The organism is Hymenobacter canadensis (assembly GCF_027359925.1).
Classification (GTDB): domain Bacteria; phylum Bacteroidota; class Bacteroidia; order Cytophagales; family Hymenobacteraceae; genus Hymenobacter; species Hymenobacter canadensis.
The window spans coordinates 800,174-815,543 of the sequence record NZ_CP114767.1 but is presented as its reverse complement, the minus strand read 5'-3'; the positions used below and the strand labels follow the sequence as shown (position 1 = coordinate 815,543).

12 protein-coding genes and 1 other RNA gene are annotated in these 15,370 nt (G+C 63.1%); 3 read left to right on the top strand and 10 right to left on the bottom strand.

Going from position 1 to position 15,370, the window contains the following annotated elements; translation table 11 throughout:
- Positions 1-10: 10 nt before the first annotated feature.
- From O3303_RS03490 to O3303_RS03480, 3 genes are all read right to left on the bottom strand, one after another.
- Positions 11-1,036: a Gfo/Idh/MocA family protein gene (locus tag O3303_RS03490; protein ID WP_269560679.1), complete on the bottom strand. Its 1,026-nt coding sequence runs from the start codon at positions 1,034-1,036 to the stop codon at positions 11-13.
- 294 nt (positions 1,037-1,330) lie between these two features.
- Positions 1,331-2,137, bottom strand: coding sequence for a M48 family metalloprotease (locus tag O3303_RS03485; RefSeq protein WP_269560678.1), 807 nt, complete (start codon positions 2,135-2,137; stop codon positions 1,331-1,333).
- A gap of 122 nt (positions 2,138-2,259) precedes the next feature.
- Positions 2,260-3,435: a DegT/DnrJ/EryC1/StrS family aminotransferase gene (locus tag O3303_RS03480; protein WP_269560677.1), complete on the bottom strand. Its 1,176-nt coding sequence runs from the start codon at positions 3,433-3,435 to the stop codon at positions 2,260-2,262.
- A 158-nt stretch (positions 3,436-3,593) separates the two neighbouring features.
- Here O3303_RS03480 and O3303_RS03475 point away from each other — a divergent pair, with 158 nt between their 5' ends.
- Positions 3,594-4,493, top strand: a complete 900-nt coding sequence (locus tag O3303_RS03475) for a DUF6565 domain-containing protein (RefSeq protein ID WP_269560676.1) — start codon at positions 3,594-3,596, stop codon at positions 4,491-4,493.
- Between the two features lie 87 nt (positions 4,494-4,580).
- On the opposite strand, the gene O3303_RS03470 is transcribed toward O3303_RS03475, so the two are convergent.
- The 6 genes from O3303_RS03470 to O3303_RS03445 form a co-directional block, all read right to left on the bottom strand.
- Positions 4,581-5,477: a glycosyltransferase gene (locus tag O3303_RS03470; RefSeq protein WP_269560675.1), complete on the bottom strand. Its 897-nt coding sequence runs from the start codon at positions 5,475-5,477 to the stop codon at positions 4,581-4,583.
- A gap of 94 nt (positions 5,478-5,571) precedes the next feature.
- On the bottom strand, positions 5,572-6,285 hold the full coding sequence (locus O3303_RS03465; protein ID WP_269560674.1) for a cell division ATP-binding protein FtsE: 714 nt from the start codon (positions 6,283-6,285) through the stop codon (positions 5,572-5,574).
- Positions 6,286-6,419: 134 nt separating this feature from the next.
- Positions 6,420-6,623, bottom strand: coding sequence for a fructose-6-phosphate aldolase (locus O3303_RS03460; RefSeq protein ID WP_269560673.1), 204 nt, complete (start codon positions 6,621-6,623; stop codon positions 6,420-6,422).
- Between the two features lie 130 nt (positions 6,624-6,753).
- Entirely contained in the window at positions 6,754-7,410 is a 657-nt protein-coding gene (gene fsa, locus O3303_RS03455; protein WP_044012824.1) for a fructose-6-phosphate aldolase, read from the bottom strand.
- Positions 7,411-7,621: 211 nt separating this feature from the next.
- An RNA gene (gene ffs, locus O3303_RS03450) (signal recognition particle sRNA small type) lies at positions 7,622-7,718 on the bottom strand.
- Between the two features lie 126 nt (positions 7,719-7,844).
- Positions 7,845-8,255, bottom strand: coding sequence for a carboxypeptidase-like regulatory domain-containing protein (locus tag O3303_RS03445; protein WP_269560672.1), 411 nt, complete (start codon positions 8,253-8,255; stop codon positions 7,845-7,847).
- Positions 8,256-8,484: 229 nt separating this feature from the next.
- Between O3303_RS03445 and guaA the strand changes: the two genes are divergently transcribed.
- Entirely contained in the window at positions 8,485-10,017 is a 1,533-nt protein-coding gene (gene guaA, locus O3303_RS03440) for a glutamine-hydrolyzing GMP synthase (protein ID WP_269560671.1), read from the top strand.
- 78 nt (positions 10,018-10,095) lie between these two features.
- Here the strand turns inward: guaA and O3303_RS03435 are convergent, their stop codons facing one another.
- Positions 10,096-11,970, bottom strand: a complete 1,875-nt coding sequence (locus O3303_RS03435) for a DUF4153 domain-containing protein (RefSeq protein ID WP_269560670.1) — start codon at positions 11,968-11,970, stop codon at positions 10,096-10,098.
- Between the two features lie 151 nt (positions 11,971-12,121).
- On the opposite strand from O3303_RS03435, the gene O3303_RS03430 reads away from it, so the two are divergent.
- On the top strand, positions 12,122-15,367 hold the full coding sequence (locus tag O3303_RS03430) for an AsmA family protein (RefSeq protein ID WP_269560669.1): 3,246 nt from the start codon (positions 12,122-12,124) through the stop codon (positions 15,365-15,367).
- The last annotated feature ends 3 nt before the right edge of the window (positions 15,368-15,370 follow it).

Genomic DNA, 15,370 nt, shown 5'->3' with positions numbered 1-15,370 from the left:
TGCTGCTATATTATTTCAACGCATAAATCCGCTCAATCATTTCCACCACTTTCAACCCTTCCAGGGCATTGGTAGTGGCTACGCCGCGCTTTTGGATGGTGTCGACTACGTTATCGATGACGTGGACGTGGTTGGCGGCGGAGCCCTGGTAGGGGCCGTACTGGTTGGCGGGGTTGGTGGGCGCAAGTTCGGGCATCTGGTAGTCGCGCAGGTGGCAGTAGTCCACTTTATCCATGTACTGGCCGCCGAGGCGCAGGCTGCCGTGCTCGGCCACCACCGTGAGGGAGCTTTCCAAGTTCCGGTCCCAGACGGCGGTGCTGTACTGCAGGGTGCCGCTACCGCCGCGCAACAGGTCAAACGTGACGAGGCCGCTGTCCTCGAATTCGGTGAGGCCGGCGTGGTTGAAGTCGCGGAAGCGGGCTGAGATATTGGTGATGTCGCCGAACACCCAGTAGAGCAAATCCACGAAATGGCTGAACTGGGTGAAGAGCGTGCCGCCGTCGAGGGCCTGGGTGCCGTGCCAACTGCCGGGCGTGTAGTACCGCTCGTCGCGGTTCCAGAAGCAGTTGAGCTGCACCAGATACACCTGCCCCAGTCGGCCTTCGTCCATCACCTGCTTCAGCCAAGCAGCAGGCGGCGAGTAGCGGTTCTGCATCACCCCAAACACAAAACGGCCGGTTTGCAGCGCCTTGTGCACAATTTGCTCGGCGTCGGCTTTGCTGAGGGCCAGTGGCTTTTCTACCACCACGTGCAGGCCGGCGCGCAGGCCGCGCACCGCCTGCGGGGCATGCAGGCCGTTGGGCGTGGCAATGGTCAGCACGTCGGCAGCGGGGCCGTGGGCGAGGTAGTCATCGAGCGAGGCGAAGAACGGGACGCCGGGAAACTCAGTGGCCAGGGCAGCCTGGACTTCGGGGTTTGCATCGATGAGGGCTACCAGTTGGGCATCGGCGTGGCGCGTCACCAACGCGGCGTGGCGGCGGCCGATGTGGCCCACGCCGCAGATGGCAAAACGAACGGCAGCAGGAGAATCAGCCAAGGAAAGCGGGTTTCGGAGCACAGGAATGTTCGGCAAGCTCCGAAAAAACGCGGGTTTCTCCTGCACCTCCCCTGCCGCTCGTTTCAGCCACGCCGCACGCAGCAGCCAGTAGCGCGAACTTTGTAGTTCGCGCCCCCGCGCCGTTTGCCTCATTCAGGTAGTTCTACCGGCGCGAGGGCGCGAACCACAAAGTTCGCGCTACTGCTACGGTCTGTTGGAAACGTAAAAAAGCCAGTTCCGGCCGGTTGAGGCAATAGAACTGACTTTTTGAATTGAAGCAGAAGGCAGCAGACGTTACAGAATCCGCTTCAGCTCCGCGAAGTTGGTGTTGCTGACCGAGCGGCTGGCGCAGCCCAGGGCCTGGGCACTTTTCTGGATGTTGGTGATGCGCGAGCCGGGATTGGGGTGGGTGCTCAGGAACTCGGGCGTGCCGCCTCCCCCCTGCTTTTCGGCCTTGATGAAGAAGCCGGCGGCGCCGTCGCAGTCGTAATAGCGGGTACCGTTGAGGTAGATGGTGGAGTATTTGTCGGCGTCGAGCTCGTAGTCGCGGCTGAACTTGAGCTGGCCCACGCCGGCCGCCAGCTGCACCAGTTGGCTATTGGAGCGGTTGCCGAGCACGATGCCCAGCAGCAAGCTGGTGCCGTACTGCTTCTGGAGCATCTGGGTGCTGTGGCGGCGGTCGGAATGCGCAATTTCGTGGCCCAGGATACCGGCCAGCTCGCTTTCATTATCCAGGAACTTAACCAATCCTGAATACACATAAATGTGGCCGCCGGGCGTGGCAAAGGCGTTTTGCACGGCGTCGTCCTTGATGATTTTCACGTCCCAGGGAAACTGGGTGCGGTACTTCACGTTGCCGTTGTCGAGCACGCGCTTCACCACGCCATCGAGCAGCTGGTAGGCGCGCGGGTTACGGCTGCGCTCCAGCAGCTGGCCTTTGGCACGGTAGGTGGAGTCGGTCTGGCGGGCCACCTGGGCACCTAGCTCAATGTCCTGCTGAATGGAAAACAGGCTGAACTGCGCGGGCTTGTGGATGGCGGCGGTGGTGAGGGCGGCTACCCCGGCCAGTGGCAGAAGAAGCGTCAGGAAGGAACGGCGCATATATCGGAGATTCTGGAAGCGTGAAAAGTGGTGTCTATACGGCGAAAAGAAAAAACAGTGCCAGTACGTATTTGTCATTCCGACGAAGGAGGAATCTGAGGTAAAAGCCAGACGATTTCTACTCAGATTCCTCCTTCGTCGGAATGACAGCCAGCGCGCACCACAGCAGCCACGTAGGCTACCTGCTCGTCGCTGAGTGTGGGGTGAATGGGCAGCGACAGTACCGTCCTGCACAGCCGCTCGGCCACCGGAAACTGCCCAGCGCGGTAGCTCAGGTGGGCATAGGCCGGCTGCAGATGCGTGGGCAGCGGATAGTACACGGCGCTGGGCACGCCGTGCGCCGCCAAGTGCTGCTGCAGCGCGTCGCGGCGGCCGGGCGTGTCGTCAGTTAGCGTGAGGGTGTATTGGTGGAAAACGTGGGTGCTGCGCGGGTCGCGGGCGGGAACGGCCAGGCCGGGTACGTCGGCCAGGGCGGCATCGTAGCGGGCGGCTACGTGCTGACGGGCGGCGGTCCAGGCGGGCAGGTGGGGCAATTTCACGCGCAGCAGCGCGGCCTGCAGCGTATCGAGGCGGGAGTTGAGGCCGATATGGGCGTGGTGGTACTTACGCGTCTGGCCGTGGTTGGCGAGCTGGCGCAGGTAGGTGGCGCGGGCTTCATCGCGGGTGAACAAAGCGCCCCCGTCGCCGAAGCCGCCCAGGTTTTTGCTGGGAAAAAACGAGGTGGTGCCCACCTCTCCCACCGTGCCGGCCACCCAGGTTTCGCCCAAGCTGGTGCGGAACGTGGCCCCGATGGCCTGGGCATTGTCCTCAATCAGGGCCACGCTGTGCTGGTCGGCCAGAGTGCGCAGCGCCTCCAGATCGGCGCACTGCCCGAACAGGTGCACGGCCACGATAGCGCCGGTGCGGGCAGTAATGGCAGCCGCACCGGCCTGCGGATCGAGGTTGAAGGTACCGGGCAGCACCTCGGCCGGCACGGGCACCAAGCCCAGCACGGCGGCGGCCTCCAGCGTGGCCACGTAGGTGAAGGCCGGCACAATTACCTCGGTGCCAGGCGGTAGGCGTAGCGCCATCAGGGCCAGCTGCAGGGCGTCGGTGCCGTTGGCGCAGGGCACCACGTACGGCCCGCCGAGGTAGTCGCTCAGCTCCTGCGCAAACTGCTGCACGGCCGGCCCCTGAATGAAAGCCGCCTCGTTGAGGGCGTGGCGCAGAACCGTTTCCAGCTCGGCCCGGATGGGCGCGTGCTGGGCGGGCAAATCGAGCAGCTGAATGGGTGATGAAGGCGGGGTGGATGTGGGCACGGGGGCAAAGCAAGCGAATGAGCGCGAAAGATAGAACAACCCCGGCCCGCCGGCCGCCAAAACGGCCGGCGTAACCTCCGGCGTTCGGCCTGCGTTATATCTGCCAAGGCCGGGGCACCAGCTGCTACGGCCCTTCACCCACCACACTCTCTCCCGCCATGTTCAAAAAACAACTCACTCTCCGCGCCCTGGCAGCCTTGATGCTGATGGGCGGCGGCGCCTTCACGCAGGTAAGCTGCAGCCAGGATCAGAAAAAAGAAATTTCGGCCGAAAGCGACCAGGCCTACAACGACTTCGCCACCTTCGTTTCGGATGCTGAAGCCAAAGCCGACGCCGTAGCGACCGAAGCCGAAGCCGACTACGACCGCGAAACTGCGCAGATGAAAGCTGATTTCGATGCCAAAGTAGCCGCCGTAGACAAATACGCCGATGGCTACGATGACGCCCGCCGTCAGGAAATAGAAACCCTGCGCACCCGCTACACCGCCGCTTACGACAAGCGCGAAATGGCTTGGAAGAACCGCGCCGGCGCTGACATGGCTACCGCAGCAACAGGTACGGCTGCCACTACCGACATGAGCACCGCCAAGCCGGGCAAATACTACAAGCCCATGAGCCCGGCCGCCCAGATTACTGCTTCCAACGCCCGCGCTACGTACGAGAAGTTCGTGGCCAACGTGAAGCAGAACGAAGACAAGTACGACATCGAAGACTGGCGCTATATCAATACCGAGTGGCGTGCGTTGGATGAAGCCTACGACAAGGTGAAAGGCGACATTCCGGCCAAAGATCTGGCCGAGATTCAGAAGGAAAAGCTGAAATACGCCGCCTTTAAATCGTTTGACAAGTCGGAAGCCCGGGCCGCTCAGGGAGCTGACGCCGTGAGCCAGGGCGCCAACAATGTGGAGGAAGAAACCGCCGACGAGCGCAGCAAGGTAGGCCAGGCCGCCAGCAACACTGCCTCCGACGTGAAAGGTGCCGGCAAGAAAGTTGGCAGCGCCGTGAAGGGCGCGTTCAAAGAAGTGAAATCGGAAGTTAAAAACACCGATAACGACTAAGCACCCACCCGGGTCAAAGGCCTCTTCCTGCAAGGGAAGGGGCCTTTTTTTGTGCCTTATGCTTTGGGGTTTGTTTCTGCGCAGCGGCTACTTCAGCTCTGTTAGCAGCCAGTAGAGCTTGATGGCATCGAGCTGGCGCAGGCTGGGCTGGCCGGAGAGCAGGTTTTGGCGCACCTGCTGCTGCCGCAGCGCAAACGCCACGCGCACTGCCTCGCCGAGGCCCCAGCGGCGCAGCTGCAACGCGGCCTTTAGCAGCTTGGTATCGGCGCCCAGGCCCTCGGCGTGGTAAAGGCGCGCCAAGTTGCGGACGGCATCGTGCGTCTTGCTCAGAAACAGGGCCGCAGGCTCCAGCCCATCGTGCAATACGGGGTTATCGAGGTGATGCACGCTGGTGCCGGCCTGCCGCAGCAGCCAGCCGAACTTGGTGTCTTCGTGGCCGTAGCGGGTCAGGGTTTCATCGAGGCCAAACCGGCGGAACACGGTCGCCTGCACCAGCATGTTATTGAGCGTAAGCTGGCCGTGCGGAGCCCGCTGGCGCAGGGCCGCCGGCCGGGCCTCGCGCCGCCGCCCGTACAACCAGCGCAGGTACAGCTCCGGCTCAACTGGTGGCAGCGCCTCATAAGTGGTGCCGCCCACCAGCACTGGCGCCAGCAGTCGGGCCGCGGCGTAGCGGGCCAGAAACTGTCCATCCGGCAGCAGGCTGTCGTTGTCGAGCAGCAGCAGCCACTCGTGGGCGGCGGCGGCGGCCAGTTGGTTGCGGATGGCCGCGCGCCCTACGTTCCGGGGCAGCTCCTGGTAGCACACGCCCGGCAGCGCGGCCAGCGCCTGGTTCAGGCGGCGATACTGCGGGGCGGAGGCGTCGTCGAGGCAGTGGATTTCCACCGGCCCACCCCAGTCAGCAGCCTGGGCCAGCAGGGCACGGACCAGCGGCGTCACGTCGCGGTTATACACCGGAATCAGCACCGAAAGGCCGGGGGGATTCAATTGAGAATTGAGAATTGAGAATTAGGAATTAAGAATTAGCAGTGACGCGCAAGAGCAGCCCTACTCTCCCATTCTGCTTGACCAACGCCACCGCTTACCGGTCGCCCTGCAGCTGGAAGGGCGTGGTGGCCGAGTCCACCAGCTGGCCCTGCTCGCACTTGAGCACGCGCTTGGGATACTGCTGGATGATCTGGTAGTTGTGGGTGGCCATGAGCACGGCCGTGCCGGAGTTGTTGATTTCCACGAACAGGCGCATGATGCTGTCGGCCACGTCGGGGTCGAGGTTGCCGGTGGGCTCGTCGGCCAGCAGCAGCAGCGGCTCGTTGAGCAGGGCCCGGGCAATAACCACCCGCTGCTGCTCGCCGCCAGAAAGCTGGTGCGGCATCTTAGCCGCCGAGTTGGCCAGCCCCACCTGCATCAGCACTTCCGAAATGCGCTGCTGCTTGCGGGCTTTGCCGTTCCAGCCGGTGGCGTTCAGCACAAACAGCATATTTTCGGCCACCGTGCGGTCGAACAGCAGCTGGAAATCCTGGAAGATGATGCCCAGCTTCCGCCGCAGAAACGGCACCTTGCTGCCGCTGCTGAGCTTAGGCAGCGGGAAGCCGACCACCGTGCCCGTGCCGCCGCCCAGCGCCAGATCGGCGTACAGGGTTTTCAGCAGCGAGCTTTTGCCGGAGCCGGTGCGGCCCACCAGATAGGCAAATTCGCCTTTGTCGAGCGTGAACGTCACCTTCTGCAGCACGGTGTTCACGTCCTGCATAATATAGGCGTCGTGGAGCTCAATAACGGGGTTGGTGGCAGTAGGCATAGGGCGAAGATACGGGGCAGATGGACTTCCTGAAAAAACAGAATTCCGGATGAAGCCAACTGGTGGCCGGCCGGTAAACCCGGCCAGCCCCACAGTTTCACTTCATCCGGAACCCTAAAACGGGGCGCGGCAGCTCAGACTTCCAGCTTCTGCAGCTTGCCAAACGCCAGGCCTTCGATAACGGCGGCCAGCGGCTCTTCCTTGCCCTGCAGCCCGTAGCGGTGCAGGTCCTTCAGCGGCCGGTCGGCGCGGAAGTAGGCGATGAGCACAAACTCCTCGTCGCGCAGCTGGATGTAATCCGGAATCTTGGCCTTGCCTTTTACTTTGATAATGTACATAGCTTGATGGGCTGATTGTTAATCTGTTGATATGCTGATGCGTTGCTTGTGAATGAGCTTAGCCGGTAGTTGACGACGATACGTAGCGAAGCCAGTCAGCACATCAACACATCAAAAATCAGCACCTCAGCTAGCCATTCACCTTGGCATGGTCGGCCAGGAACGTGGCCAGGCCTTTGTCGGTGAGCGGGTGGTTGAGCAGGCCGGTGATGACGTTCAGCGGGCAGGTTACCACATCGGCCCCAAGCTCAGCGCACTGCAGCAGGTGCGGCACGTGGCGCACAGAAGCCGCCAGCACCTGCGTGGGGTAGCCGTAGTTCGAGAAGATGTCCACGATCTGCTGCACCAGTTGCAGGCCGTCGTGCCCGATATCATCGAGGCGGCCCACAAACGGCGACACGTAAGTGGCGCCGGCTTTGGCGGCCAGCAGTGCCTGCCCGGCCGAGAAAATCAGCGTGCAGTTGGTTTTGATGCCTTTCTCCGAGAAATACTTGATGGCTTTCACGCCGTCCCGGATCATGGGCACTTTCACCACGATGTTGGGGTGCAGGTCGGCCAGGGCCTCGCCTTCCCGGATGATGCCCTCGAAATCGGTAGCAATTACCTCGGCCGATACGTCGCCGTCCACCAACTCGCAGATCTGCTTGTAGTGGCTCAGCACCGCATCGGTGCCGCGGATGCCCTCTTTGGCCATCAGCGAAGGGTTGGTGGTCACGCCGTCGAGGACGCCAAGTTCTACGGCCTCCTGAATTTCTTTCAGGTTGGCGGTGTCAATGAAGAATTTCATGCGGGTAGGTTGGGAACAACAATGGCTGCAAAGCTACTCACGGATTAAACGGATTCTTCGGATTGCGCGGATTTTGTAGCCTACCACGCCAGCGTATAGCCCTCTGCTGAGGCCATAAAACACAAAAAGCGGCTTCAGGAGCCGCTTTTTGCTTGCTGTCGAACTGGCCACGCTTCCGTGAAATCCGAAAATATTCGGCGCAATCCGTAATAAAAAAGCGAGCCAAAATCGCACCGCTCAACCGTCTACCCTTGCTACCTTCCGGTCCTGGGGGAGTTCAACAGGAGCTGGTCGTTCTGACTCGCCGGGTCAAAGGTACGCACAGATTCGGCTATTGCGCCATCCCTGGCAACTATTTTCCTGGAAATTCTGCGGCAGCAACCGGGCGGGAGGTTGTCGGCAGGCAGTAAGTCGTTCTTGCCCAAAGAGCTGCCCTAGTTTTTGCGCCAGGCTTTATCAGCCGATTTCAGCTGCTTTTTAAGCTGCTTTTTGTAACGAGCCACGGCCCGCAGCTCCACCACCAGCGGCTGGCCGGCCGGCGGCATCACCACGGTGGTGTCGTAGTAGCCGGCGAAGCTGACGCGCAGCTCAGGGGTAGGCTGTGGGCTGGGCAGCAGAAAGCGCCCGGCGGAATTGGTGATAACCGACGAGTTGCGGTTGGCGGCCAGCATGACGGTGGCACCAGCCAGCGGCTCGCCGCTGCGGTTGGCCACGGTGCCCACCAGCTGGTGCGGGGCCGTCTGCTGAGGCTCTGTCCGTGCCTGAACAACCGACGAAGCAGCCGGCACCCATGATGCCAGGCCCGCAACCGCCAACACCCCTACAAAAACGCTCTTGAAAAGCATGGCAAACGTAAAAGATGATGAAACTTCCAATCTGCAAACCCGGCCCTGCCGCATCTGCCCGGGCAGATGCGTACCGGTATAACAAACGTCACGCCGCAATTGGCATCCTGGCCACTATGCGGCAAGGTACGGCGCCTGCAGGCCCGAGCAAGATTGCTGACAGACGCTTTTACCTGATTAATATGCCGGAAGTTTCCTATTCCGCAAAATCCGTTAGTAGCTTTGCACTATGCCTCAACAAATCCTGATTCTCGATTTTGGGTCGCAGTACACGCAACTCATTGCCCGGCGCATCCGGGAGCTGAATGTCTACTGCGAAATCCATCCGTATAACCACGCCCCGGCCCTCACTGAGGATATCCGGGGCGTTGTGCTTTCGGGTTCCCCATGTTCCGTGCGCGACGCCGACTCGCCGAGCCCTGACCTGAGCGCCTACCTAGGCCAGGTACCGGTGCTGGGCGTGTGCTACGGCGCACAGCTGCTGGCCCACCAGCAGGGCGGCGAAGTGCTGCCCGCCACCATCCGCGAGTACGGCCGCGCCCGCCTCAGCCACGTCCACCACGAAAGCCCACTACTGCACGGTGTGCCCACCGAGTCGCAGGTGTGGATGTCGCACGGCGACACGATTAAGACGCTACCAGCCGGCTTCGACATTGTAGCCAGCACGCCGGAAGTGGCCGTGGCGGCTTTCAAAATAGCCGGTCAGGAAACCTACGGCATCCAGTTCCACCCGGAAGTCACGCACTCGACGGACGGCAAAACGCTGCTCCAGAACTTCGTGGTGAACATCTGCGGCCTCGACCAGAGCTGGACGCCGGAGCACTTCGTGGACAGCATGGTAGAAACCCTGCAGCGCACTATCGGCGAGCAGGACCAAGTGATTCTGGGCCTTTCGGGCGGCGTGGATTCATCGGTGGCGGCGCTGCTGCTGCACAAGGCCATCGGCACGCGTTTGCATGGCATTTTCGTGAACAACGGCCTGCTGCGCAAAGACGAGTACGAGCAGGTGCTCCACTCCTACCAGGGCTTGGGTTTGAACGTGCGCGGCGTAGATGCCTCGCAGGAATTTTACGACGCGCTGGCGGGCCTGACGGACCCTGAGCAGAAGCGCAAGGCCATCGGCCGCACCTTTATTGAGGTGTTCGACCGCGAGGCCCAGAAGGTGGAGGGCGCCCGCTGGCTGGCCCAGGGCACCATTTATCCGGATGTTATTGAGAGTGTATCGGTACACGGCTCATCCGTGACCATCAAGAGCCACCACAACGTGGGCGGTTTGCCCGAGAAGATGAACCTGCGGATTGTGGAGCCGCTGCGGGCTTTGTTCAAGGACGAGGTGCGCGAAGTGGGCCACACGCTGGAGCTGCCCGCGCACATTCTGCACCGCCACCCCTTCCCCGGCCCCGGCCTGGGCATCCGCATCCTCGGCGACATTACCCCCGAGAAAGTGGATCTGCTGCAGCGCGCCGACGCCATCTTCATCAACGGCCTGAAAGAGCACGGCCTCTACGAGAAAGTGTGGCAGGCCGGCGTAATGCTGCTGCCCGTACAGAGCGTGGGCGTAATGGGCGATGAGCGCACCTACGAGCGGGTAGTAGCCCTGCGCGCCGTCACGAGCGTGGACGGCATGACCGCTGACTGGGCCCACCTGCCCTACGAGTTCCTAGCCGAGGTGAGCAACAAAATCATCAACCAGGTGCGCGGCATCAACCGCGTGGTGTACGACATCAGCTCGAAGCCGCCAGCAACGATTGAGTGGGAATAGCGACTAGTTGAGTAACTGAGTAAAGGGCCGCTGGCATTGCGCTGGCGGCCCTTTTTGCGTCTTTACCAGCGGCAGAAGTCAGGGGGCGGTGATGGTTACCAGTGCACTGCCGGCAAAGGTGTAGCTGCGTTTGTTTTCCGTATCGCAGGACAGTCTTCGCAGGTACAGATCCAGAGTGTGGCGGCCGTTTGACACGCGCAGTGTGAGGGCCTGATCAGGAACTTCCCGGGACATGTCCGACTCACTACCGGCTTTGGCCATCAGCGAATCGGCCAGGCGGCCAGGGTAGGCCGTCAGCTGCGGCTGCCAGCTGCCGTCGGCGCGCTCCTGCTCCAGCAGTATCCGGGCTCCGGAGTCAGAAACATACAGGCGAAAGTTGCCCTCCCGTAGCGTCAGCGGAATAGTGCCGCCTGTTTCCACGATATTCGAGCTGACATTGTTTACCCAGTATTTTCCATTCCCAAGGCTCCTCACGTCAGGATACTCGGCGTAGAAGGACACGATTTCCTCTTCCTCACCATCGTTGCTGCTATACATATTATAGCGCTTCAGACCACTTACGCTGAACAGCCGGTCATTCAACCAGTCATTTTGCTGCCACACGTCCTTGTTCAGCAGCGAATCTGCGGGGATAAGGGCAGTTGCGAACAACGGCTGCAACTGCTCAATAGCTTCCCGCTTCGCGAAGAATTCGAAAATGGAGGCCACCTGCTTCTCAACGGCTACCGGCAGTTTGGGCACCCGCTCCCCGGCCCCATCCAACTTGCCATTCTTCAGCAGCTTGTATTCGGTGGCAAGCCGACTCAGCTGGTTGAGCTGGCTGCGCTCGGCTACGGCAAATGCACCCCAGGGCCCGCCCGCTGCCAGAAACGCCACCACCGCCAGGGAGGCCGGCACCCAGATGATGCCCTGCCCCTGCCGCCACAGGAAGTAAGCCGCCATAACCGCCAGCCACGCCGCCAGCACCAGCACGAAGTAGCGCTCCTCGGTGACACCGTACTCGCCCACGCGGGTACCGATGGCCACGAACAGCAGCCCCAGCAGCGGAAACAGCGCCCGGTAGAACCAGCGGGCGAACGTGCGAATCCAGGTGTTTTCGGTGGCGTTGCGGATGGGATGAATAAGGAGCAGGGCGAAGATGCCGGCTACTGAAAACGCCAGAATCAGGGTGGACACCCAACCTTCGGGCAGCTCCCAGCGCACCACAATCCGGGCCAGATAAGCGTAGAGAATCACCAGGTAGAGCACCACCAGCGGCAGCAGCACAAACTGCGTAAACAGTTTCAGGCCCTTCGGGTACGTGGTTTCCTGCTCCAGCGCCGCCCAGTCGTGGGGCACGCCGGCCAGGAAAAACCAGGTATTGAACCCCGTGGCCAGCACCGTGAACAGGTGCTCGTAGATGTGGCGGTCCAGCTTGACGTCGAACAGGTTTTCGATGGCCGCCAGCGCCAGCGCGCAGCCCACGTACAGCACGCCGGAGTACAGGCCACCGGTTAGCAGCCGCAGGAACAGGGTTTCGTTGTAGCGCCAGAAGCCGGCAGTATCGGCCTGGCGGCGCAGCTCCGGCAGGTAGGGCACCACCGCCACCAGCAGATGCAGCCCCAGCAGCAGCAGAGCCAGCCGCAGGCCCCAGACCAAGGTGGGTTCGGCGGGGCACAGCACGTACCACAGCGCCAATAGCCCCACCGCCCCAGCTGCTGCCAGAGCTTTTAGCCACACCGGCCAGCGGTACCGCTCCCCGGCCAGCGCCACGTTCAGCGTGAGCGTCAGGCCCAGCCCGGCCGCCGACAGCAGCGGAAACAGCCAATCGGCGTGGTTTTTCTCGGTGAAGCCGAGCCGCTGGTAGTAGATGCCGACCGCGCCCAGCAGCAGGCTGCACAGCAGCGTGAGGGGAAAGCGCCGCACTACGCGGGCCGCTTCGGCAGCCAGAAGCTGCAGGGAAGGAAGTTTCATGGATACCAATAGAATAGGGCCCGCAAGAAACGGACTTCTCCGACTTGCCGCGGATTTATCTGACTGACCCGCCCGCTCCCGTATCACAATGGCTGATTCTGCGTATTAGCCCCCAACCACCTGCTCCCGCGCCCCTGCCAATTCTGCCCATATGAAAAGACCGTCCTTTCGCCAATTGCTGGCCGTTGCCATGCTGGGATTGGTAGTGATGGTACTGGGCGGCGCCTGGCTGATAACCTCAGAATGGGCGCAGCGCCGCCTGGAGCAGCTGATCCGGGAGCGGCTCACGCGCAACTCCGACCTGGTGCTGGCGCCCTTTCAGGTGCGTATCTCGGCGCTGCGCGACTTCCCGCACCTTTCGGCCTCGCTGCAGGGCGTGCAGTTCACGGATACTTCCTACCGCCAATCGGTGCCGGTATTGCGCGTGGGCCGGTTGGATGCCCGCCTGGATTTGTCGCGCATCTGGCGCGGCGAATTCCGGGTGAGCCGCCTGACGCTGCGCGACGGCGAGTTCTGGCAGCTGACCGATACGCAGGGCCGCGACTGGGGCCTGCGCGGCAAAGGCCCGCGCAACGGTACGCCCAAAGGCCCGCCCGATTTCAACCTGGACTCGCTGCTGCTCTACAACGTGCGCGTGACGGACCGCAACGAGCTGCACCAGAGCGGCTTTTCGGCGTACGTGCGCCAGGGGCGGCTGGCGGCCCGGGTCCGGGAGGGCGTAGCGCACGTCAGGGGCCGGTTTGATGGGAAGCTGGTGTACCTGCGCAGCGGGCGCGGCAATCTGTTTGCCAACAAGCCTGTGGTGGCGCAGGTGCGCTACAGCTACAATTTCCGGCAGCGCCAGGGCCGCTTCCACAGCACCCGCGTCACGCTCAACAACGACACCATTCTGGTGCGCGGCACCCACCGCGGGGCGGCCCCCAACGAAACCCGCGGCACCCGCCTCGACCTGCGCTTTGCGGGCCGGCAGCCGCTGCTGGAAGTGCTGCGGGTGGCGCTGCCTACCGGCCTGGAGCGTTTCCTGGATGATGCCCGCAGCCCCAGCCACGCCTTTATTCGCTACAGCATCCGGGGCGTGAGCGGGCCCACCACGCGGCCCCGCACTATTCTGCATTTTGCCATGCGCAACGCCCAGGTGCAGTGGGCCGACTCGGCGCGGCGCATCCGGCGCTGGGACGCCCGCGGCACCTTCGACAACGGCGCGGCCCACGCCCCGCGCACCACCAGCCTGTCGTTTGAGCAGTGCCGGCTTTATTCCCAGGCCGGCGAGCTGGATGCCGTGCTGAAAGTCACCGATTTCACCCGGCCCCGCTTCAACGGCCACGTACGCGGCCGCACCGACCTGCAGACGCTGGCCGCCGTGGTGGTACCGGATTTCTGGCAGGCCCGCCAGGGCGAGGCGGCCATCAACCTGGAGCTCAACGGCGTGCTGCCCACCATTCCGGACCGCGCCGGGCGCCGGGCGGCCCAGGCCGATACGCTGCTGCCGCCTATTGCCGCCCGGGGCACCGTGCGGCTCGAAAATGCCTCCTTTGCCATTCCGCGCCGCCACGCCGATATGGTGGGCCTCAACGTGAATATCCGGCTGCACGACAGCCTCTGGACGCTGGAAAACCTCACCGGCCGCATCAACGGCATGCAGCTGCGGGCCAACGCCACCACCACCTACCTGCTGGCCTACTTCAGCGGACAGCACCCGATTACGACGGTGGCCGGCACTTTTGAGGTGGATGAGCTGCACCTGAGCGAGATGCGCCGGCTACTGGCCGCCCCCGGCAGCAGCCAGCGCCGCAAGCGCCCCGCCCCGCCCACCGACCACAACCGTACTTCCAACCAAAGGCTGGCGGCGCAGGCCCTGAACCTGCTGCCCCCCGGCCTGCGCCTCAACATTCAGTTGCGGTGCGGACGACTGGTGCTGGCCGCCGATACGCTGGAAAACCTGGCGGCCACCGTGCGCCACAATGGCCGCTACGTGCAGCTGCGCGATCTGCGCGCGCAGGTGTGGGGCGGCCAGGTGCGCGGCACCATCAGCTGGCCCACCGATACGCTCAATCTGCAGCCCGTGGCGGCCCGGCTGGCCGTGCACTTCCCTTCCCTCAGCTACCAGCAGTTGCTGGCCCGCGTGATGCGCCCCGCCCGCCGGGCCACCACCGCGCCCAAAGACCCGACGCTGCGCGAGGTGCTGCTGGCCGCCAATGGCCAAGCCACCGTGAAGGTAGATCAACTGATACTGCCGGGCTCCGCGGCGCTGCAGCAGCTACGCCTGCGCATTGATAAAAACGGCCGCCGCTTCCTGATTCCGGCCTTCACGTTCCGCTCGTCCACGGGCGGCCAGGGCCGCATAAGTGCCACCGCGCTGCTGAATGGCACGCAGCTGGCCCGCGCCCGCGCCGACCTCGACCTACACTACGCCACCCTCGATATCCAGCACCTACTACAACTGCTGGCCGCACTCAGCACCATGCCCGCCCCACCCGAGGAAGCACACTCCCGCCTGCGCCGTTCGGCCGGCGCGCGGCCCTCGCCTTTTCTGGACGGCACCGTAACGGGCCGCGTAAACGTGACGGCCGACCAGGTGAAATATGGCGCGCTGCGGGGCGGCCGTTTCCGCCTCCGCAGCAGCCTGGAGGCCAACCAAGTGCGGCTGGAGCAATGCTCGCTGCAGGCGTTTGGGGGCGATATTTCGTTGCGAGGCGTGCTGCAAACCGATGCCGAGGCGGGCCATCACCCGCTACGGGCCCAGCTCCGGCTGCGCCAGATTCAGTTGAGCCAGCTGTTTGGGCTAGCCGGCGCGGTAGGGTTCGATGTGCTGGGGGCTGATAATGTGCGGGGCACGATGAACGGTGAAACCGACCTGCGCACCGACCTCGACGACACCTTCCTGCCCGACATCAACCAAACCTACGCCTTCCTCAAAACTGACCTGCAAAACCTGGAGCTGCTAAACGTGGACGCCCTGATGCAGGCCCTGCGTTTTATGCGCGAGGAACGCACCAGCCACCTGTATTTCGAGCCCGTGAGCCCCCGTTTTGTGCTGGCGGGCGGGCGGCTGCTGATTCCGGACCTGCACCTGAACAGCAACCTCACCGACATGCACATCAGCGGCGAATACTACCTCAATGGCCAGGCAGACCTGTATGTAGGCCTGAGCCCGCTGCAAACCCTGTTCGGCAACAACGAGAAGCGCATTGCCCGCATCCAGAGCGGCGAAGCCACCCAGCGGCCCAGCCGCGGCCTCGTTTATGTGGGGCTGAGCCGGCCGGCCGGGGCCCGCCGCTACCAGGTGAAACCGTTTCGGCAGCAGCAGCAGCGCCAGAACCAGCAACGGGTGCAGCGGCAGTACCAAACGCTGCTCCGCACCCAGCAGCTGGATACCACCTTGCGGCTGCTGCGCTAGCGG